The 21,678-nt window shown below is 56.3% G+C and carries 8 protein-coding genes; 6 read left to right on the top strand and 2 right to left on the bottom strand.

Annotation, left to right across the window (positions count from 1 at the left end; genetic code table 11):
- Positions 1-21: 21 nt before the first annotated feature.
- The 6 genes from LC059_RS18025 to LC059_RS00155 all read left to right on the top strand — a co-directional run bounded on the left by LC059_RS18025 (position 22) and on the right by LC059_RS00155 (position 18,588).
- On the top strand, positions 22-2,304 hold the full coding sequence (locus LC059_RS18025) for a biotin/lipoyl-binding protein (RefSeq protein WP_226701839.1): 2,283 nt from the start codon (positions 22-24) through the stop codon (positions 2,302-2,304).
- 74 nt (positions 2,305-2,378) lie between these two features.
- A complete protein-coding gene (locus LC059_RS00175; RefSeq protein WP_226701838.1) occupies positions 2,379-12,143 on the top strand; it encodes an isopeptide-forming domain-containing fimbrial protein in 9,765 nt (3,254 codons plus the stop codon).
- 101 nt (positions 12,144-12,244) lie between these two features.
- Complete coding sequence (locus LC059_RS00170; RefSeq protein WP_226703155.1) at positions 12,245-13,231, top strand: AraC family transcriptional regulator; 987 nt, start codon at positions 12,245-12,247, stop codon at positions 13,229-13,231.
- A gap of 144 nt (positions 13,232-13,375) precedes the next feature.
- Positions 13,376-14,821 carry a coniferyl aldehyde dehydrogenase gene (locus LC059_RS00165; RefSeq protein ID WP_226701837.1) on the top strand — a complete coding sequence of 482 codons (1,446 nt, stop codon included), beginning with the start codon at positions 13,376-13,378 and terminating at the stop codon, positions 14,819-14,821.
- A gap of 326 nt (positions 14,822-15,147) precedes the next feature.
- Positions 15,148-17,400: a TonB-dependent receptor gene (locus tag LC059_RS00160; protein WP_226701836.1), complete on the top strand. Its 2,253-nt coding sequence runs from the start codon at positions 15,148-15,150 to the stop codon at positions 17,398-17,400.
- Positions 17,401-17,616: 216 nt separating this feature from the next.
- Positions 17,617-18,588 (top strand): hypothetical protein, encoded by a 972-nt coding sequence (locus tag LC059_RS00155; RefSeq protein ID WP_226701835.1) that lies wholly within the window; start codon positions 17,617-17,619, stop codon positions 18,586-18,588.
- Between the two features lie 384 nt (positions 18,589-18,972).
- Here LC059_RS00155 and cobO read toward each other — a convergent pair whose 3' ends face one another.
- Together cobO and LC059_RS00145 are read right to left on the bottom strand one after the other, a co-directional pair.
- The gene (gene cobO, locus LC059_RS00150) at positions 18,973-19,596 is read right to left on the bottom strand and encodes a cob(I)yrinic acid a,c-diamide adenosyltransferase (protein WP_226701834.1); all 624 of its coding nucleotides are present in this window, start codon (positions 19,594-19,596) and stop codon (positions 18,973-18,975) included.
- 129 nt (positions 19,597-19,725) lie between these two features.
- Positions 19,726-21,582 (bottom strand): TonB-dependent receptor plug domain-containing protein, encoded by a 1,857-nt coding sequence (locus LC059_RS00145; RefSeq protein WP_226701833.1) that lies wholly within the window; start codon positions 21,580-21,582, stop codon positions 19,726-19,728.
- Positions 21,583-21,678 lie beyond the last annotated feature (96 nt).

Here is a 21,678-nt window from a genome sequence, read left to right as displayed (position 1 = left end):
CGAAAGAGGTAACCGAGTAACGTGCACAGCCAGAGTTTTGCCAGCCAGCCCGCGGACCCAATACCGCCTGAAGCCGCACAGGAAACCCAAGCTTCCTGGCCCCCCCTGCGCACCGACTTGCAGTTCCATCGCGCGAAAGAAAGCGACGCCCATAATGAAACCTGGTTGCTCTACGACCCCTTGCGCGGTCAGTACCTGGAACTCGGAGAGCTGGAGCTTTTGGTTTTGCAACTCTGGGACTGTGGCAGCGCAGAAAAGGTTGCCGCCGCTATCGCACAGCAACAAGGTTGCGCGGTCGATCCGCGACAGGTGGAATCCGTCGCCCGCTTTGTGGCCGACAATGAGTTACTTCAAACAGACAGCGGTACACTCTCTGCGAAGCTCGCCGCGGCGAGCCCCATGCAAAAAAGACTCGTTCAACTTCAGCAGAGCCTGTTCTGGCGTAGACCGCTCTTTGTTCCCGAGCTGAGCAGCCGCCTGTTACTCCCCCTGGCTCGCTGCACCGGTCAACCGTGGTTTTACGGTTTGCTGCTACTCGCCTCGCTGATCGCTGCCCTGTCGGTGGCACAGCACTGGCCCGAGTTCATCGCCTACTTCGACGCCAGCTGGAATCCGGTGGGAGCACTAAGTTTTTTTGCGTGCTACCTGTTGCTCAGCCTTGTTCACGAGCTCGGCCACGCGAGCGTAGCGCGTCACTACGGTATCCGCGCCAACAGCGTGGGAGTCGGACTGATTGCACTAATGCCGATCATGTTCAGTGAAATCACTGATGCCTGGCGCCTACCACGCCGCGCCCGTCTGCATATCTCTGCTGCCGGCGTCACGTTTGAATTGGTACTTGGAGTTTTCGCCGCACTGGCCTGGTGCCTGCTGGACGACGGGCCATTGCGCGCGCTGACGTTCTACCTGTTTACCACTTCCCTGTTCACCACACTGATGATCAATGCGAATCCATTAATGAAATTTGATGGCTACTACCTGTTGAGTGATTACAGCGGTGAGAAAAACCTGCAGCAAACTGCGAATACCACTCTGCGGCTCTGGCTGTGGTCAATGCTACTGCGTTCCCACCAGTTGCCGGGCGGCCGCAGGCAAGGCCTGTTAGTACTTTTTGGGTTAGCCAGCCTGACCTACCGGCTAATGGTATTTACCCTGATCAGCTATGCCGCTTACCAGCTTCTGTTCAAAGCTGCTGGCGTCATCATTTTTCTACTGTGTCTGGGACTGCTACTGATCATTCCTGCCTATCGGGAGGTTGTTAGTTTTCTCGCACACCTTAGAGAGCAACGACAACCGCAATTCGGCGATACAAGTCCACCGAAAGAAAAGGCAAACACCATGGCGCCTCCCCCGGGCCAGGAATCGCATGTTCACCAGCGAATCCTGCAATCTCTGCGCATGTTTCGGCCACGTGTTTTTCTGAGCCTCGGCATACTGACGGCTGTGTTGATGATCCCGCTGCCGTGGCCGGTGCAATTGCCGGCCGCCACCTTTTTTGCACAAGAGCAGAAAGTCATGGCACCCGCGGGTGCCATCTTGCAGTCGCTACCAGTGCAGCGCGGCGACACGGTGAACGCCGGACAGCTCATCGCCCAGTTTGATAACGATGAACTGGCGTACCGCATCGCGCGGACTCGCGCAGAGCTGACGCTGCTCAAGCGCCGCCAGCACAGCGATGGTTTTGCAGAAAGCCTCGATGCCCTCAACGGTGTCTACCTGCAGGATCTGCTCAGCAAACAGCAGTTGCTCCGCACGCTGGAAACAGAACACCAGCAACTTCAGGTAAGTGCCAAGGTTTCCGGGACCGTGGACTGGGTGTTACCCGGACTGCATACCAATCAATTTCTCGACCTGAACCAACCATTTCTGAGTATTGCCGCCAGCGACAGTATTCGCGGGCGCGCCTATGCCGAGACACAACAGGCCACCCGCCTAAATCTCTCTGAGAGAGATGAGCCCCTGCGCGGGCAGCTATTCCTGCACGGGCAATGGCAACCTGTTCCGGTTGTGGTAAGCGCGCTCGAACAGATCGCCTCGCGGCGCATTCAGGACCCCGCGCTCGCTTCGGCGTTCGGTGGTCCATTACAGACACTAGCGGATGAGCACCGCCGCTCTGCCGAGGCACTCCACCTGATTACGTTCGATATTGCCATTGAGGCGTCGAATGAAGGCAGTGGCGAAAAAGCCATACCCGGCACCGCACAACGTGCCGGTCACCTGGTATTACTGGGCGAGCCGGTGAGCCTTGCGCACTTGCTGGCACGACGTATAGCCGGTGTTTTGATCCGCGAAAGCGGCGTTTGACACCCGAGATTAAATCGTATTTTCCAGGTCATCCGGACGATGACCAATATGTACCGTAAGGAAAGAGGTATCCCATGGAACTCAACGAGTTTTCCAGATCGTCCCTGGCACAGGCCATCAACCAGCGGGGCCGCCGACTCACCAGCCTGCACCGAGCACTGGAAAAGCGGGTTTTACTGGATGCTTCCGTTGCCACCGATGTCAGCCATTCGGGCAACGACAGTGGCTTGACTGGAAGCGCAGGAAGTTTCGATAGCGGTGATGACACTACCGCGGCGCTGCATAACGACAAGCCCAGTGACAAGCAGGGCGATACGAAAAAGCTGTTCACTGAAATACAGGAAAGTGAGACCGGGGCAAGAACCGAACTGGTGGTGATCGACCTGCAGCTGAATGACGCCCAGGCACTGGTCGACGATCTGGTTCGACAGGCCTCGGAGATTACGGAAATTGGCGATGCGCTGCAGCTGACTATTGGTGAGCGCAGCATCACCTTGCTGGCACTGGATATCGATGACGGCCTGAATACCGTCACCGACTTTCTGCAGCATAGCGGACAGACATTCGACGCGATCCACCTGGTCTCCCACGGTGGCGCCGGCGGTATCGATGTAGGGGGGGATGCACTATCTCTCTCGTCACTGGCTGGAGAAGACGGTAGCGACCACAGTGCACAGTTGCAGAGCTGGGCTGACCACCTGAACAGTGGCGCGGACATTCTTCTGTATGGCTGTAATACCGGTTACAGCCTGACCGGGGAAAACTTTATTGAACAGCTCGCCAGCCTGACAGGGGCTGACGTTGCGGCATCGGAAGATGCCACCGGCAGTGCCCTGCGCGGCGGCGACTGGGATCTGGAGGTACAAAACGGCGAGGTGGAAACCGACATCGTTTTTTCCCAGTTGCTACAGGGCACCTGGGAAGGACTGATGGTGGCCACACCCTCGGCCACTGTGGATGCGCCCGCGGAAGACTTTATCAATGAGTCCACGGATATCGGCTTCTCCTTCGACAACGATGGTGACACCACTGGCTACGGTCCCTTTATCGATGTGGTGGCCGGGCCGGGGCTTGAGATCGAGAGCGTCAACGGCCTCGCCGGTGCAAATGTGGAAACCTACACCTACGAAAACGGCCAGTGGGTGGACAGCGGCGGCAATCCGGTGGAGTTCCACCCCTACGACTTTAATCAGACCGGGGCCATTCCCCTGCCCCCCGGTACGGAAGGTGCCACCTGGTATGCAATCCAGCTGCCCTTTGGTTCCTTTACCCCGGGCCAGCCGTCTTTCGATTTTAGTATTAGCGCGCTGCTGGATGAGGCGGCCGGGGCCATGGTCGGCGTGCCAATTCCAATCTGGGTGCGACCCGGATTCGCCTTTGGCAACGACCCACTGAACAACCCGGATACTGACCCGCCCATCCTCTCCAATCCGATCGAGACCACAGTCACCCCCACGGTAATCGATGTCACCAAGGTTGCACAGGATGGTGATGGCGATAACAGCTCCATCGGCGACGATGGCGAGACGGTGACCGGGCCCAGCGAGCCGGTAACCTGGCAGGTGAGTGTGGATATCGCCAACCTGTCGACCATCAATAACCTGGTGGTGACGGAAGTGGTACCCAACAACTTCTACTATCTGCCAGGCAATGTCGTCGTGACCGACGCCGGCGGCAATACCCTGCAGGAGGGCGTCGACTACGACCTGACGGAACCGCCCGAGGGAGCGACCAACAACGCCGAGCTGATCGTTGAGTTTAGCAATCCGGTCATCGGCATCGAGGGTGGTGGCGATATCGTCATTACCTACACCGGCTATGTGCCGGACTTTGATGCGAATGGTAACCCGATTGTCATCAACGACGGTGCCAACGATGCCGTGCGTAATACCGCCAGTGTCACAGGTGATTACAACGGTGAAGGCATCAGTGATAGCGACGATGCGATCATTACTGCGACCGCAACTGCGCTACAAAAAAGCGTAACAGCCATTGAAGACAACGGAGGTGCCGGAAACACCCCTGGAGATCGGCTGCAGTACACCCTGACTCTGCAAGTTTCGGATTATATGGAGCTGGCGAACCTGATCCTGACCGATACCATGCAGGACGGTATCGAGATTGATCCGGATTCGTTTACCTTTGAACTTTTCGTGAACGGTAATACGGTCGGCCCAGATGCCCTCGGCGCTGGCAATACTTCCGTGGTGGTAAACGATCCCGGCGACGGCACCACCGATATCAGTATTGATCTCTCCCAGGAACTGATTGATCGCGGCATCAGCGCCGACGGTAGCCTAATCGGGGACCTGTTCGCCGACGCGATCACCGAAGGCACCACCACCATCACTATTACTTACGAGGCCACCATTCGCGAGTTTTACCTCGCCACTGATGATCCGGTGAATGTGTTTGACACAATCAGCAATCAGTCCTCCGTGAACGGCACTGCAGAATCTGCCAACGGGGAGGGTGTCGAAAATGGTAGCGGCGCGGGTGTGACAATCGACGGCGCAGATTCTGAAAAAAGCGTCTACGCCATTGAAGGCAGCACCGACCCCAACGACCTTGGTGAAATTGCCGTAGGTGAAGCCGTCACATTCGCGATTGAAGTCGATCTCGCTACGCTCGATAGCAACGGTATCCAGATTACCGACTACCTGCCGCTTCCGGTATTTCTGGCCTCCGAACCCACATTTACCGATACTGCCGAAGGCTCCTTGATTCCCGGTGTTGGTGAATGGGGCTTTGGTCCGGCCACCGATTTTGACAACTGGCCACCTGACTACCTGAACGACATCAATATCACCACCAGTGCCAATGCTGGCGACAACTCGATCACCTGGAACTTTGCACCTGTCGATCAGGAGGATTCCATTGGCGGAACTATACAATTGCTGTTTACCGTCGAGGTACAAGACGAACCCTTCACCGACGGACTCTTCCTGACCAATGTATCGCAGACGTCTGTCTCTGGTACCGATGAAACGGTGACCTTACCACCGGATAATATTCAGGTTGAAGTGGTATCGCCGGAGATCAATGTCACCAAGGGCGTGATCGGTACCGATGATAGCAGCGGGGTATTTGACCCCACCACCACCGGGCCGGTGACCTTTGTTCCCGCTGGCACAGATCCCATTCCGAATACGCCGCCCTGGATTGGCACCATCACCAGCGACGGGCTCGATACCTCCCCCATCGACTCCAACCTGAGTGAGGTGGACGCCGGTGATACCGTCCGCTTTGCCATTACCGTGGAAAATACCGGTGGTTCCGATGCGTTCAATCTGGTGATCAGCGATACCCTGCCGGATGGATTTGAAATACCTGCGGGTGGCATCAACCTCCAGGTATTTACCGGTGACGGAACCCCGGTCGCGTTCACCGGTAATCCGGAAGACCTCTTCACCACAGGAATCACTCTGACCGACCCCTCCGCGGACGAGGGCGCGCTTAACGAGGGGCGCGATCCCGATACTGGGCCCACGACTGACGGCAGTAACATCATTGTCATTACCTATGACCTGATTTCCACAGACACCGTGCAGCCCGGTCAGATCATCGAAAACACCGCACAACTTGAGCAATACGGCGGAGTCGATGGGGGCAACGATTACACCGACGGCAACAGCAATATCAACTGGCAGGACGATGCCACCGTTACCCTGCGCGAAAACGAGGTCGAAAAAACGCTGGTAGGTACCAGTATTCCCGGCGACAACAATGCCAACGATGAAGCGGTTATCGGCGAGGTAATTACTTATACCGTAACGGCAACCATTGCCGAGGGTGTAACCCCCTCGGCCAGCCTCGTGGACACTCTGGACGACGGACTGGTGTTCCTTGGCATTACCACTGTCACTTCATCTTCTGCTGATATCCAGAATGGAGATGGCACGCCCTGGGGGATAGGCGATATTGATGAATCGACAAACGGCCAACAAGTAACCTTTGATCTCGGTGATCTCAACAATATCAACCGCGACAACAACGTCGCTGAGACGATCACGATCACCTATGAAGTACTGGTAGCGAATGATGTGGCCAACCAGAGCGGGGATCAACTGAATAATCGCGTTGAATTCCTCTGGGATAGCACGGCCGATGGCGTCGACAACCCCACCGTCAATGACACAGATTCTGCAGAAAATGTAACGGTGATCGAGCCGGACCTGCAGGTGGACAAAACCCTGTCCAGTACCGATCCGATTATCGATGCCGGCGACCCTATCCAGTACACCATCAATATCTCCCACACCGGCTTTTCCGACACGGGTGCCTTCGATGCAACCTTTATCGACACCCTGCCCCCGGAGCTGACTGGTGTATCGCTCGCCAGTGCCATCCTCACCGTGGATGGCATGAATACCGATGTAAGCGATATTTTCCAAACGGTCGGCAATACCGTACAGACCATTCCGGGAGAAAGTTTCGACCTGCCCCTGGGCGCTACTCTAACCATCATTGTGGATGCTGAGGTGGTCGATCCGATCCTCGCTGGCACTACCGTTACCAACACCGGTACCGTCGACTGGGAGAGCATCGACGGCGATGACCCCAACGAGCGCACCGGTGAGGACGGCGAGGGCGGGGCCCTGAACGATTATGAAGACAGCGGCAGTGTCGAATTCGATATTGCCTCGGTCGCAGAAGGCAAGGTCATTCTCAATAGTTCGGTTCAGGATGAATTCAACGGGCGCACTGAAGCGGTGATCGGCGAGGAAGTCACCTATTTTGCAGCCTTCCTGGTACCGGAAGTTTCTGTGCCGCTGGCACAGATCATCGATACCCTACCCGAGGGCATGGTGTTTGTCCGCGTTGAAAGTATTTATGTCGGTGACGATATCGAGATTCTCAGCGGCGGTTACGGCGACCCCACCGTCACCGTTAATCCGGACGGCACCACCACTCTGGACTTCGGCACCGCCAACCTGGCTAACAATGCCAACGGCACGCTGGATGCCAACGATCTGATTGGCATCACCTACACCGTGCGTGTCATCAATGTCGATTCGAATCAATCCGGCACCGAGTTAACGAACAACGCGCAGTTCTTCTGGGACCAGGACGGTAACGGCGACAATATGGACGATGACGGGTTCGTGGAAGACTCCACCACCGTCACCGTGATCGAGCCACAGCTGGTTATCGACAAGAGCGCAGATGTCACCAGTGGCGATAACGGCGATGCGGTCAATTACACCATCACTATCACCAACCCCGACGACGGCAGCAGTACCACCGCCTACGACATCACCTTCAGTGATCCACTGCCGGCTGAGCTGAGCGATATCACGTTCAGTGCCTCGCTGGAAACCACTGCCGGTACCTCGGACGTTACCGGCTTTTTTGAAATTATCGGTGGTGAACTGGTATTGAACCCGCAAGCGGAGCTGGACTTGGCGCCCGGTAGCTTGGTCACTATCAATGTCAGCGGCATTCTCACCAACACCATTGCCGGCAGTACTATCAGCAATACGGCGGACACCGACTGGACCAGTCTCGACGGTGTGGATGAAAACGAACGCACCGGGGACGGCGGAATAAACGACTATTTTGCCAACGACAGTGTAAATATCACGGTCAACGGACCGCAGATTGAAAAGGTCCTGGTTTCCACTTCACAGAACGACAGCCTCAACGACGATACCGAGGCTACTATCGGTGAAATTGTCACCTTCTCAGTGACCGTGACGCTGCCGGAGGCCTCCACCACCGGCCGTATTACCGACATCTATGGCCCGGGTTTTGAATTTCTCGAATTGGTCAGTGTCACCGTGAGCGACCCGGATGCGATCCAGTTCAACCCCGGGGATGTTACCGCTATCGACGACCCGGCTAACAACACGGTCGGATTCGACTTTGGCACCCTGGAAAATACCGATACCGACAACAGCACCGAAGAAACCATAACTTTCGTGTACCGCCTGCGGGTGACTGATATCCCGAGCAATGTCGACGGCACTACACTAAGCAACGACGCAACGCTGGAATACGATACCGATGGCGATGAGATTCCCGATGCCAGCGTCAGCGACAGCGCCTCGGTGGATGTGGTCGAGCCGCTACTCACCATCGACAAGGAACTGCTGAGTGACACACCGCTCACACTCGGAGGGATTGCCACCTTCCAGCTCACGGTGCAGCTGGACCCCGCCAGTGGTGGCCACGCTTACAACGTCACCATCGAGGACGCACTGCCACCCTTCCTCTCCGGCGTGGAAAATGTGCAGATTGAAGTAAGCGGCGGCACACCGGTCATTATCGACAACTCCACCGCCAACCTGCTGTTGCTGGAGATCAGCGAAATCGATCCATCCACGGTAGTCACCATCACTGTAGACGCGCGCGTAACCTCCGACCCTGCCGCAGTGGGCCAGACCACTACCAATATCGCCGATGCGGTATACACCAGTCTCGACACCCCCGAGGGCGGTGATGATGGCGATATCGAACGGGAGTACGACGACAGTGACCAAGTCTCGGCATTGATTGAAGCCGTGGACCTGTTTATCGACAAAGACGATGGTGGCATTTCCGCCGAGCCTGGCGACCAAATCACTTACACCATCAACTATGGCAACCGCGGCGAGCTCGATGCCACCGGTGTGGTCATTACCGAAAGCCTGCCCGAGTACGTCACCTTCGACCCTGCCGACAACCCGGGCTGGACCCTGAACGGTGACACCCTGACCTTTAATGTCGGGGACCTGGCAGCCGGTGAAACCGGCTCGGTGGAACTGGTCGTCACCGTGATCGAACCTCTGCCGGCCGGTGTCGAGGAGACCAACAACACCGTTTCCATCGATGGCGACGAGACCAATGGCGTCGACCCAACCCCTGAAGACAATACCGACGTAGACGTGACGCCGCTGATCGCGGCACCGGATTATGTAATCGATAAAATCGAGAACTTCGACGACCCCGCGGCCCCCGGAGAAACCATCAGTTGGGACATTGTCGTCACCAACGAGGGCAACCAGGACGGAACCGGAGTGGTGGTCACCGACACCCTGCCCACCGGCGACTTTTTCGATGCCGGGTTTACTGCCAGTGACGGCGGTGTAGTGGACCTGGATGCTGGCACTGTTACCTGGGATATCGGCGATCTCGCGGTGGGAGAAACGGTTACTCTGACTCTCACTACTACCGTTAATGAGAATGTTCCGCCAGTTTTGCTACCCACCCAAGTCAACTCGGTGGAAGTCACCGACGACGGCACCAATGGCCCTGATCCCACCCCGGAAAACAACAGCGACAGCGAGCCCTTCGACATCACTCTGGTGGATCTCGCCATCACCAAGGACGACGGCGGTATCTCTACCACGCCGGGGGGCTCCATCACCTATACGCTGGAATATGCCAATATCGGCGGGTTTGACGCCGAAGACACGGTCATCACTGAGACATTGCCGGACAATGTAACTTTCGACGTAGCCAACTCGGATCCCCGCTGGGTGGATCAAGGCGATGGCACACTTACCCTCGATCTAGGCACCGTGGCGTCGGGCGAGAGCGGCAGCGTCACCTTTACCGTAATCGTCGATAACCCACTGCCAGCGGGGGTAGAAGAAATACTGAATGAAACCGAGATTGATTATGGCGGTGGCAATGGCCCAGACCAGAACCTGAGCAACAACACCGACGACGACACCACGCCAATCGACGCCGCACCGGATTACGTAATCGACAAGATCGAGAATTTCGAGGACCCGGCCAACCCCGGCGATAGCATCGAGTGGACCATTGTGGTGACTAACGAAGGCAACCAGGATGGTACTGGCGTGGTGATTACCGACGCCCTGCCGAGCACCAACTTATTCTCGGAGTTCACCGCCAGTGATGGCGGTGTGATCGACCTAAATGCAGGCACTGTGACGTGGGATATTGGCGACCTTGACGCGGGAGAAACCGTCAGTGTCACCCTGACAGCCGTGGTCGTAGAGCAGCTTCCAGTGGCGTTCCCCCCGCAGGCCAATGGCGTGGAAGTGACCGATGATGGTGCCAACGGTCCAGACCCGACCCCGGAGAACAATACCGATGTCGAGGAGTTTGATATCACCTTTGTAGACATGTCGATCAACAAGTCAGTCGGCATGCGTGAGATCGTACCGGGGCAAACGGTTATCTACACCCTGGAATATGGAAACCTTGGCACATCGGACGCCTCCGGGGTCACCATCACAGAATCCCTCCCCGAGTACTCGACCTTTGACCCAACAAATTCCACACCCGGCTGGACGCTTGTGGGCGACGAGTACGTCCTCGACATTGGTGATGTACCTGCCGGCGGCTCAGGAACCGTCACATTTGCGGTAACTTTCGACGAAACGATTCCCGCCGGGGTCACCATCATCCCCAATGTGGCGGTGATCGACGACGATGGCACAAATGGACCGGATCAGGAGCTGGAAAACAATACCAGCGATAACAGTCGGGTCCCCCCCGAAGTAGTCATCGTTGCCCAGCCAGATTATGAAATTGACAAGATCGAGAACTTTGATGACCCGGCCAACCCCGGCGACGCAATCTCATGGACCATAGTGGTTGCCAACAACGGCAACCAGGACGGCACCGGCGTTGTGGTAACCGACACGTTACCGGATACGAGCCTGTTCAACTCTTTCGTTGCCAGTGACGGTGGCGTAATCGATCTCGCTGCCGGCACCGTGACCTGGGATATCGGCGACCTGGCCGCCGGGGATTCCGTCACCCTCAGTCTGAGTGCGGTGGTCAACGAATCGGTGCCTACCAATATTCCTCCGCAAACCAACTCGGTAGTAGTGGAAGATGATGGAAACAATGGCGAGGATCCGACACCGGAAAATAACCGCGACGATGAAACGCTGGAAATTCAGTACGTGGACCTGTTTATCGACAAGGACTACGACGGTCCCGTACCCGAACCCACGGACACAATTGTCTACACACTGACGTATGGTAACCGTGGCACTGCCACTTCAAACGGTGTGGTTATCACTGAAACCCTGCCACCAAATACCAGTTTCGATGCCGCCAACTCGACACCCGGCTGGGTTCAGAATGGCGACACCTTCACGTTCGATGTCGGTACCCTGGCGCCTGGAGAGGTGGCCACCATCAATTTCGCGGTCGTTATTGACTATCCGCTGGACGCCACGGTGCAGCAGATCGACAACGCCGCCGTCATTACCGACGATGGCGGCAATGGTCCCGATCAAAATATCGAGGACAATACCGACTCCGATGAAATTGAAATTAGAAACGACACCAACGTCGACAACATCACCCTCTCGCAACTGCATGGCGACTACATCTACCCGCCGCGGGATTGGGAGCGCATGGCACCGGAGTTACACGGGCGCCTGATCTCCAGTGAAACTACGGATGTATCGGCAAACCTGCAGGGTGCCCGCAACGGTGGCAACTACGACCCCGCTTTCGGTGCTGTTGATGGCAAGCACTACCCCAACGACTGGTCACGGGTGTTTGGCAACGACCTCAGTATCGAGATCGGTGACGATACCCGCGGCGAAAAATCCAGCCCACTGCAGCTGGATGACGATATCGGCCGCTATCGGGCGAATTCCCTGTTTGGCGATTTCGAGCGTCCGGCGGCCAGTCCGGAGCTGCCTGCGGGCGCGCCGCGCTGGGCACCGGAGGCTGAGCCATTGCCATCGCCATTGCGGTCCTCTCCACCCGCCGACGAGCCAGTCAATCTCTCGCCGGAACGCAGCCAGCTGCAGCTACAACTGGATGACATCACCCGGGAGATGAATGAGTCCCGCGTGTCACCGCTGCTGGTCGCACTGGCGGAATTGAGTAGCGAGGAGGCCCGCCAGCAGCAGGCTAAATAGCGGCATCGCTCTCGCTGTCACCCTCGCTGTCGCAAGCAGGGGGGCAGGTTGGGTATCATGCCTCGAGATCTGATGCTCGAGAGGATACCCCCTTGCTCCCCATGGTCCGCGCCAGCGCGCTTACCGGTTATAAAACGCTGCTCGGCAGCTTCGGCGTCGATGCCAAGGCACTGTTGCAGCGCCTATCCTTGCCCGCAGATTACCTGGACCGCCCGGATCTGATGATCCCAATGGAAACCAAGGTGGAGCTGCTGGAGCTCGGTGCTCAGCTAAGCGGTTGTCAGCACTTTGGGCTCAGGCTCGCGCAGCAGCAGAATATCTCCGCTCTGGGCACCGTAGGATTGCTGCTTCAGCAGAGCCCGACCCTGCGTGATGCAATGAACACGGTCACCTCCTCCATTGGGCAGACGGCCCAGGGGCTGAAAGTCTGGCTGGAGGAATCCGGCCAGACCGCCTATCTGTGCTCACAATACGATTTCGATGGCCCCTCCGCCCACTCCCGCCAGCACAGTGACAACCTGGTAGCCAGTGGATTCAATATGGTTCGTTTCCTGCTCGCCGAGCCGGTATCACTGCACGCTGTCTATCTCTGTGGGGAAGCTCACGCATCCCTGACGCCATACCGGGAGCTGTTCCAGTGCCCGGTGAATTTTGGCCATGACTACAACGGTATCGCTTTCTCCCGCGAACTACTGCAGCGTCCCGTGGCCGGTGCCAACCCGGAAATGCGCGGGCTTATCGATAATTTCCTGAAGAAAAAGCAGCTGGACGATTTTCAGGAACAGCTGTTATGGACCATCACCAACCTGCTACCACGCGGCACAGTCACACTGGAAAAGGTCGCCGACAGCGTCAATATGGCACCGCGCACCCTGCAGCTGCGCCTCAGCCAGCAGGGCACCACCTTCCAGCACCTGCTAGACCGCACCCGCGTAGAGCAGGTTTGCACGTATCTGCTGGAGGGAAATCTATCGCTAACGGAGATCGCCGAGCTGGTGGGTTATAGCCAGCTCAGTGCCCTCACCCGTGCCTTCAAGCGCATCATGGGTGCAAGCCCCAGGGCCTGGCTGCGCCAGCGCCCGGGCTGAATGCAACAACTGCGCCCTGCGCCGGCGCGGTAAATTGCGCGATCTGTCAATTTCGTGACGCAATCGGTCAACTCTTGCTGGACGGAATTGCGTATTCTGGGTACGACTACCATTAGATCCCGGATCCAACGCTGCGGAGCGAACATGAATACCCAGACACTGACCAGTGATACCGCCCAGACCGCCGTACTGGAAAACCTGCTGGCGCAACAGCGTCAAGCCTACCTCGCCGACCCCGCGCCGGATTACCAGCAGCGGGTAAAAGACCTCAAATCCCTCGCGCAGATGATCCGTGACCACCAGGATGAGATGGTGCAGGCGGTCAGCGCCGACTACGGTAACCGCTCCCACCACGAAACCCTGTTTGCGGAAATTTTCCCGGCCTTGGACGGAGTCAAGGACACCATCAAGAAACTCAAGAAGTGGATGAAGCCGCAGCGCCGCCATGTGGACATCACCGCCTTCCCCACTTCGTCCAACAAGGTGATTCCTCAGCCGCTCGGCGTGGTGGGTGTGATCGTGCCGTGGAACTTCCCTGTGAACCTTTCCTTCGGCCCACTGATCAACATCTTCGCTGCCGGTAACCGTGCCATGGTGAAGATGTCAGAGAACTCTCGTCATCTCACCGCGCTACTCAAGCGAATCAGTGGCGACTATTTTCCCGAGGACAAACTGGTGTTTCTCGAAGAGACTGGTGGCGTGGGCATCGAGTTTTCCAAGCTCAAATTCGACCATCTGATTTTCACCGGCTCTGGCACCACCGGCCGCAAGGTAATGGCCGCCGCCGCCGCCAACCTGACCCCGGTCACCCTTGAACTGGGCGGCAAGTCACCGGCCATTGTCGGCCCGGACTACAGTACCGACACCGCAGTGGAGCGGGTGCTGTTCTGGAAACTGTTTAACGCAGGCCAGATCTGTACCACCGTCGACTATCTGCTGTTGCCAGAAGACAAAGTCGATGCGTTCGTACAGCAGGCCAAAAAGGTATTCAAAAAACGCTACCCGGATATCCAGCACGCGGATTACACCTCGGTGATTGACGAGCGCTCGTTCCAGAGAATCTGGAACACCCTGGACGACGCAGTACAAAAAGGTGCAACCGCCATCGACCTCACTGACGGTCAGGGCAACCGCGACGACGCCCTGAAGAAATTTCCTGCGCATCTGCTGGTCAATGTCAGCGATGAAATGGAAGTGATGCAGCGGGAAATTTTTGGCCCGCTGTTGCCGATCAAAACCTACAAAAACCGTGAGGAAGTTGCGGCCTACATCAACAATGGTGACCGCCCGCTGGCCATCTATCCGTTTACCAACGACAAGAATCTGCGCGATTACTACATCGATCACGTGATGTCAGGCGGAGTCAGCGTGAACAACGCAGTCCTGCACGTTGGCCAACACGATATTCCGTTCGGCGGTGTGGGTGAGAGTGGCATGGGGCATTACCACGGTTATGAAGGGTTCCTTACCTTCTCCAAGTTGCGTCCGGTGTTTTACCAGGGGCCGCTCGATCCTCTGAAATTGTTGATGCCCCCCTATGGCAATGTGGCGAAAAAGATGATGCAGCTGATGCTTCGTCTCACCAAGTAAACGACGATTCCTTTCCACGCCTGTAACCCGGCGCAAGATCAAGCGCCGGGTACCCCTTAACTTTCACGCCCCCTCAATTTCACACAGCCCTAAATCTCACACCTCCACCAACCGAAACAAAATTGCGATAAAACCGTAATTTTTGGTAGGGTATTCCAAGAGATTGCCTATCTGGCGCTCTTTTTCTCTGGACTCTAGTTGATCGAGCTTCCAGCACAATGCGGCGATGCAATATCACCGTGCATCCCGGGCAATGACGCCCGCTATCAAATCGCGCAATCCAGCTCGGATTCTTACGGAATACGCGTGATTACAAGGAGAAAAATATGTCTGCACCACACCGCAGCAGCCCTCACCATTCTGACGCACAATCCATTAACCTGCTTCACCGCGGCGGCAAGCGCCTGGTCAGCGCCATTGCCCTCGCCAGTACCCTCGGGGCCAGTTCCGCCTTCGCACAGCAATCCGTTCTTGAAGAAGTCACTGTCACGGCGCAGAAACGCGAACAGTCCATGCAAGATGTCTCCGTTGCGGTAAGTGCCTTTTCCGGCGATGCCATCGACAAGATGGGTTTTGAGGAAGGCCTGGATATCACCCAGCAGGTGCCCAATATGAACTTCTTCGCCATATTTGGCGAAGCATCCAGCCCATCGGTGAGCTTGCGCGGCATCAGTCTGGTAAATTTCTCCGACTCCTGGGAATCACCGGTTTCGATTTATGTAGATGATGTTTACCGCGGCAACCCGGCAGGTTCTGCCATCCAGCTGTTTGACCTGGAGCGGGTAGAAGTACTGCGCGGCCCGCAGGGCACACTCTATGGCCGCAACACCACCGGCGGTCTGGTGCACTACGTATCGCGCAAGCCGACAGAAGAGTTTGATGCCAGCATCAGCGCCAGCATCGGCACCTACTCCGAGAGTATTCTCGAAGGCAGTATGAGCGGACCCATTAGCGACAGTGTGCGCGGCCGCGTTGCTATCAAGAGCACCCACAACGATGGCTGGCAGACCAACACCGTCACCGGTGACAAACTCAACGATACCGACAGCTTCGGCTACCGCACCCAACTCGAGTTTGATCTGGCAGAGAATGCGGGCCTGCTGCTGAACGTGCACGGCAGCAACGCCGACCAGCAATCCGTGGGTTTTGCGCACATGGGCTACCTGGAGGAAGCGGTAGAGGGATCGGGCAAATGTTCCGTCGGTGCCATTCAGAATGGTGCCTGCACCAGTGCCACTTTTGGACTTACCGGTGCAGAAGCGGTAAACGGCAAATTCGATCCTGAACACGTCGCCTCCGGCGCCGCCGAAGGCCTTGCCACAAAGATCGACACCTTTGGGACCTCCGCAACACTCAGCTGGGATTTCGAGAATTTCAGCCTCACATCAATTACCGCGTATGAAGAACTGGACAAGTTCTTGCAGGACGACGGGGATGGCACAGCCATCGTCTGGTTTGACGAGCAATACGCGGTAGATGCAGAACAGTACACTCAGGAAATTCGCCTGAATGGCAGTACCGAGAAAAGTAACTGGGTAACGGGATTCTATTACTACAAGGATGATCGCGGCCTGGTCACCGAGGCGCCGACCACTGCGGACGGTCTATGGCACCGCGAGATCGTCACCCTCGACAGTGAATCCTGGGCCCTGTTCGGCCAGCTGGAATATGACCTGAGCGAATCAATAACTTTGGTTAGCGGTCTGCGCTATACCGAAGAAGAAAGAGACTTTACCCAAGATGCCGGCCCGAGCTTTTATGAAGAAATCGATACCACCGGCGACCTGAGCGACAATGCCACCACCGGTCGTATTGGTCTCGACTGGCGCCCGGCACCCGATACGCTTGCTTACGCGAGTTTCTCCACCGGCTTCAAAAGCGGCGGTTTTTCCGGAAGTTATAACTCCTCTCTCGAGGCCACCGAGCCAGTAGGCGCGGAAAATATAAATAACTTCGAGCTCGGTTTAAAAACTACTCTGGCGGAAGTCTATCGACTGAACGCCGCCGCCTTCCACTACACCGTGGAAGACTACCAGGCCCAGGTATTCCTCACTGTGGCTGAAGGCAGTGTTATCACCAATGCCGGCGACGTCACCGGCACCGGGGCCGAAGTGGAGCTGACCGCACCGATCACCAACAATTTTGAAGTGATCGCCGGTGCCGGCTGGCTGAGTACCGAGTTCGATTCCGAGCAGTTATTCTTCGTCGCCGGAGATGCGTACACCCTCGACGGCAACGAGCTCCCCTCTGCTCCCGGCTTCACCTACAACCTGGTGGCGCGCTATTACCAAAGTCTCGGTGACAGCGGCGAACTGGTATTCCAAGGCGATTATGCCTGGCAAGACGACCACTACCTGCAGATCGAAAACGATCCCTACTCAAAACAATCCGCTTATGGTCTCGCAAACGCAAAAATCAGCTGGCACTCGCCTAGCGACGTATACAGCATTGAAGCCTTTGCCAGAAATCTAAGTAACGAAGAGTACTTTACCTACCAGAATACTCTGGGTTCGGATTGGGGCTACGGCGTCTGGGGGCAACCGCGCACCGCGGGGCTGCGCTTCAACTGGAAAATGTAAACCTGAAACGTCGATTCCCCCCGACACCGTGGAGTTTATGCTCTACACAAACGACGCAAGACGCTTGAAACTAAAACGCCTCAATTGAGGCGTTTTTTAATCTCACTATCATCATCTAACTGGTACGCACATACCCAGAATAATTGTGCAGCCACCATTGAGATCCTTTAGTATTTCGCCATCAATAAATACCAGCATTTTCAAAAGGACCTGAAAATGAGCACCCTGCTACTCTGCAACCGCGACCTCTCCTCGCCGGCAATACAGCAAGCATGCAACCTCAACCTGCAACAACTCTCTGCCCTCCATTGCCCCGCCCCGAAAGTAGCCAAAGCCAACACGCCTTACCTGTTGAATGGTCACAATCGCGCACAGGGCAAGCGCATCCAGGCTCTACTGGCACCACCGCAGATTGCCCGCCCGATCACGGATCTCTCGCTGACCTTCGGCGAGGACAACACCCTCGCAATCGCGGCCATGATGGAACAGCTCAAGGACTACAACATCGCCCTCACCGGCGCCTCCACCAGTATTTACGGGGAGCGGATCAATGGCTTTGCCAAATCGGTAAAAGAGTACCAGGTAGCGCTACTGACCTATCGCGATGCTAAATTGAATGGCGCCAGTAATCTCGGCCAACTCAAAAAGCTGGCGCATCGCGCATTTCAGCGCATGCAGATGCAGTTTCGCGCGGAGCTCAATGCCGCAACCAACCATATCCGCTCTCGTCGTGGCACTCCTTTGACGAGTGCCGAACGCGGGACAAATATCGCCCACAGTAGCCGCACTGCAGCGAAACTACAGATAAGTAGTGAGATTGAGGCACATAAACTGGTCAGGTTCAGCCAGTACACCAAACTGCTGGGTAATGGACTTGCAGTGGTAGACTTTGGCTCCCGAGTAGGAAAGGTACACAATAGTTATCAGGCTGGGGGGAACTGGGAGCGAGATCTGTTCAGGGAGTCCCTTAGCTTTGGAGTAAGTGCCGGCTTGGGAGTCGCGACAGCACAAATCGGAGCTGCTGCGCTAAGTATCTTGGTTGCGGCAACACCAATTGGATGGGTTGGACTTATTATTGGTGGAATTGCCATTGTTGGTCTATCAGCAGCGACGACCATGGCTGCAAATGAGTTAACCCAGTCTCATGCAGACAGTTGGTACGATAACGTAATGGGGGTTTTCAACTGAATATGAGTACATTTTCAGCACTTCTAGGCTGCTGTGTAGCAGTCATGTTATTCAGCCTTCTGCTATACGTACTTTTCGGACAAATAACCGTGCGCAAGTTGCGGAAAAATCCAGAAACAATGCAAGAGCTTGGACTGGAGTTCGCAAGTGGGTGGGATATTTTAAATGTTGCGCAGGCACTGGCGACTCCACGCAAAATTCACAAACTACTGGAGAACGGTCAACTTGCGTTCCTTCATGCTAATTCAGAGCTAATCTCCAAGCACACAAATCGCTTTGACAAAGCCCTCGCAATTTTATTTTTTTGGACGTTTATGGGATCGGCCTTATGTATGATTTCCCTTATCGCTCTCGATAAGATCGGGATGGTTAACTCATAATTTCTTACCACTCTATCCCCTTCCTAGCAGAAACCCCATTTTCAAACGCGTGCTTGACGGACTTCATCTCCGTTACTGTATCCGCCGCATCCAGCAAATACTGCTTGGCACCACGCCCGGTAATAATCACGCTTTGCTCAAACGGACGATTTTTGATGGCATCCACTACTTCAGCTTTATCCAGCCACTTGTAATTGAGTGCGTAGGTGAGTTCATCCATCACCACCAGATACACACTGTCGTCCGCCAGCGCTACTTTTAATTTCCCCCACAGTGCCAGCGCCGCAGCCTTGTCGGCCTCGAAATCCTGGGTTTCCCAGGTAAAGTCGGTGCCCATTTCGTGCCATTGCAGCGGATATTTATCGGCGGGAAGCTGGCCCAGCAGGTTTTTCTCTCCGCATTCCCACACGCCCTTGATGAATTGCCCCACCACCACCTTGTAGCCGTAGCCCAGTGCACGGGTGACCGTGCCAACGGCGGCGGTAGTTTTGCCTTTGCCGTCACCGGTGTAGACGATGACGATCCCCCGCTCTTCCAGCGCCTTGGCGACGCCGCTATCGACGATTTCCTTGCGCGCTTGCATGCGTTTTTTGTGGCGTTGCTGCTTGTCGGTTTCTGGATTGGTCATGAGGGTTATTGAAGTTTCTAGAGTTGGTTTTGAGAGAAGAGAATAACAGAGTGGAATTTTTAGCGGCAGGCGGAAATAAAAGCGGGCCTTACGGCCCGCATACTGAGGTTTTGCCCTTTTGCTCCGGTATCAATCCAGCGAGAGCTGTACCCCCGCGTAGATCGCTGCTCCGGTGGTATAAAAGCCGGCCACTTCGCGGTAGTCCTCGTCCAGAAGATTCTCGCCGCGTAGGCTGACGCTAATGCGGTCGCTGATATCGTAGACCGCGTTCAGGTCAAAGCGGTTGTAGCTGCCGAGGGCTTCTGCGGGGCTGCCGAAAGCGGGCGCAGGGCTGGTGCGGTCGTCGGCGTGGCGCCAGTTTCCTGATATGGTCAGCGCGTTCGCCAGCAGTGTGTAGCTGGCGCCCAGGTTGTATACCTCCTGGGCCACGTTGAATCGTGGTTCGCTTTCACTATCGGTGCTGTCGAGCCAGGTACCGTTGGCGTACCAGCGGCCGCTCTCACCAAGGCTGCCAGCGAGTGACAGCTCGATACCATCGGAATCGCTCTCGCCATTGTCCTGAGCGTAGGCACCCCAGCCGGTACCTAGGCCGTTCACATAAACAATCGCATCGGTTACGGATTGCTGGAATGCCACCAGTTCCAGCTGCAATATATCTGCGTAGCGATACTCCACCCCCAGCTCGTAACCGCGGCTTGTTTCCGGCCCTACCGGGTCAACGCCGCTATTCAGGTTAGTGCTAATTTCGTAGGGGCTGGGCGCACGGAAACCGGTACTGGCACTGGCGCGATACTTGAGTTGCTGGTTGTCGCCGATCAGTTGCGGTACGGCGGCGGAAACTCGCCAGCTGTTGTGATCCTGGTCTTCCAGGCTATCGCGACGATAACCGACACTGTAGAAAACCTTTTTCGCAATGTCGCTGCGCCACTCACCATAAATGCCGAGAATATCCACATCCTGCACTAAACCACCGGAACTATATTCCTGCTGATCCAGATCCGCACCCCAGGTGATGGAGCCGCCGGCCAGCGCGCGACTGCCGATATAGTTCAGTTCGGCAATGCTGCCCTCCATGGAAAAGCTGTAGTTTCCAGCGGAGTAACTTTCCCGTTCCAGCTCCTGACTGGATACGTTAAGGCGATGGCTTGCGCCGGCTGCCAGGAGATTCGCACCCAGCTGGTAGCTGGTCTGTACATAGGTATCTAGGCAGTCGTTTACCACATCCCAGCCCAGGTAGCAGTTGTCGTACTCAGTATCGGCGTCGGTGCGGCGCAACTGCGCTTCCACGGAAAGGTTCTCGTCGAAGGCATAGCCGATACTGGCGCTGCCAGTCTGGTTATCGTAACCGTCACGCTCACCACTTGCGTCGCTTTCACGCGCGTTGAAGCCTTCGCTCTCCAACTGGTTCAGGTCGAGCTTGTAATTCCAGGCACCCTGCTGACCGCGCGCCGCCAGTTGCGTACGCTCGGTATCGTAGCGCCCGGTCTCCGCGGAGAGCTCCAGCTGCAAGGGTTTGTCGCCTCGCTTGGTGATGATATTGATCACCCCACCGGCACCAGCGCCGTACATCATGCCCTGGGGGCCGCGCAGGATTTCGATACGTTCCACGTCGCCCGCCAGAATGTGCTGGAACTGGGTAGTGACCTGGGTGTTGGCGGCATCCGCCATGTTTACCCCATCCAGCAGTACCAGAGTGCGGGAACCCGCTTCGCCGCGCACATAAACGTTGCTGACCTTGCCAAGGCCACCGGTGTTGCTGATGGATATCCCGGGCAGGGTTTTGATCACGTCCAGCAGCGTGCTGTAGCCGAGTTTTTCGATATCTGCGGCAGTGAGAATGGAAACAGATACGCCGCTCTCAGCGCGGGGAATTTCCACCCGGCTCGCGGTAACAGTGACCTGTTCCAGGTCATTTTTTTCAGCCACCACGGGCTGGGCGGCGAGTGCAATCGCACCGGCCAGGCTGGAGAAAAGAACTTTTTGCATGTGAACCCCAATCAGAAAAAAGGTCGATTGAGGGAGGGGAATACAAGGGCGAGAAACAAGACCGGCGAGCGCTCCCCAAACGAGAAGAACCCAATC

Source organism: Microbulbifer elongatus (assembly GCF_020524885.1).
Lineage (GTDB): Bacteria > Pseudomonadota > Gammaproteobacteria > Pseudomonadales > Cellvibrionaceae > Microbulbifer > Microbulbifer elongatus_A.
This window is presented reverse-complemented; position numbering and strand designations above follow the sequence as displayed.

What these genes read in the sequence shown, in the direction of transcription:
- LC059_RS00175 (WP_226701838.1), top strand. Translation starts at nt 2,379, where the DNA reads ATGGAACTCAACGAGTTTTCCAGATCGTCCCTGGCACAGGCCATCAAC.
- LC059_RS00170 (WP_226703155.1), top strand. Translation starts at nt 12,245, where the DNA reads ATGGTCCGCGCCAGCGCGCTTACCGGTTATAAAACGCTGCTCGGCAGC.
- LC059_RS00165 (WP_226701837.1), top strand. Translation starts at nt 13,376, where the DNA reads ATGAATACCCAGACACTGACCAGTGATACCGCCCAGACCGCCGTACTG.
- LC059_RS00160 (WP_226701836.1), top strand. Translation starts at nt 15,148, where the DNA reads ATGTCTGCACCACACCGCAGCAGCCCTCACCATTCTGACGCACAATCC.
- LC059_RS00155 (WP_226701835.1), top strand. Translation starts at nt 17,617, where the DNA reads ATGAGCACCCTGCTACTCTGCAACCGCGACCTCTCCTCGCCGGCAATA.
- cobO (WP_226701834.1), bottom strand. Translation starts at nt 19,596, where the DNA reads ATGACCAATCCAGAAACCGACAAGCAGCAACGCCACAAAAAACGCATG.
- LC059_RS00145 (WP_226701833.1), bottom strand. Translation starts at nt 21,582, where the DNA reads ATGCAAAAAGTTCTTTTCTCCAGCCTGGCCGGTGCGATTGCACTCGCC.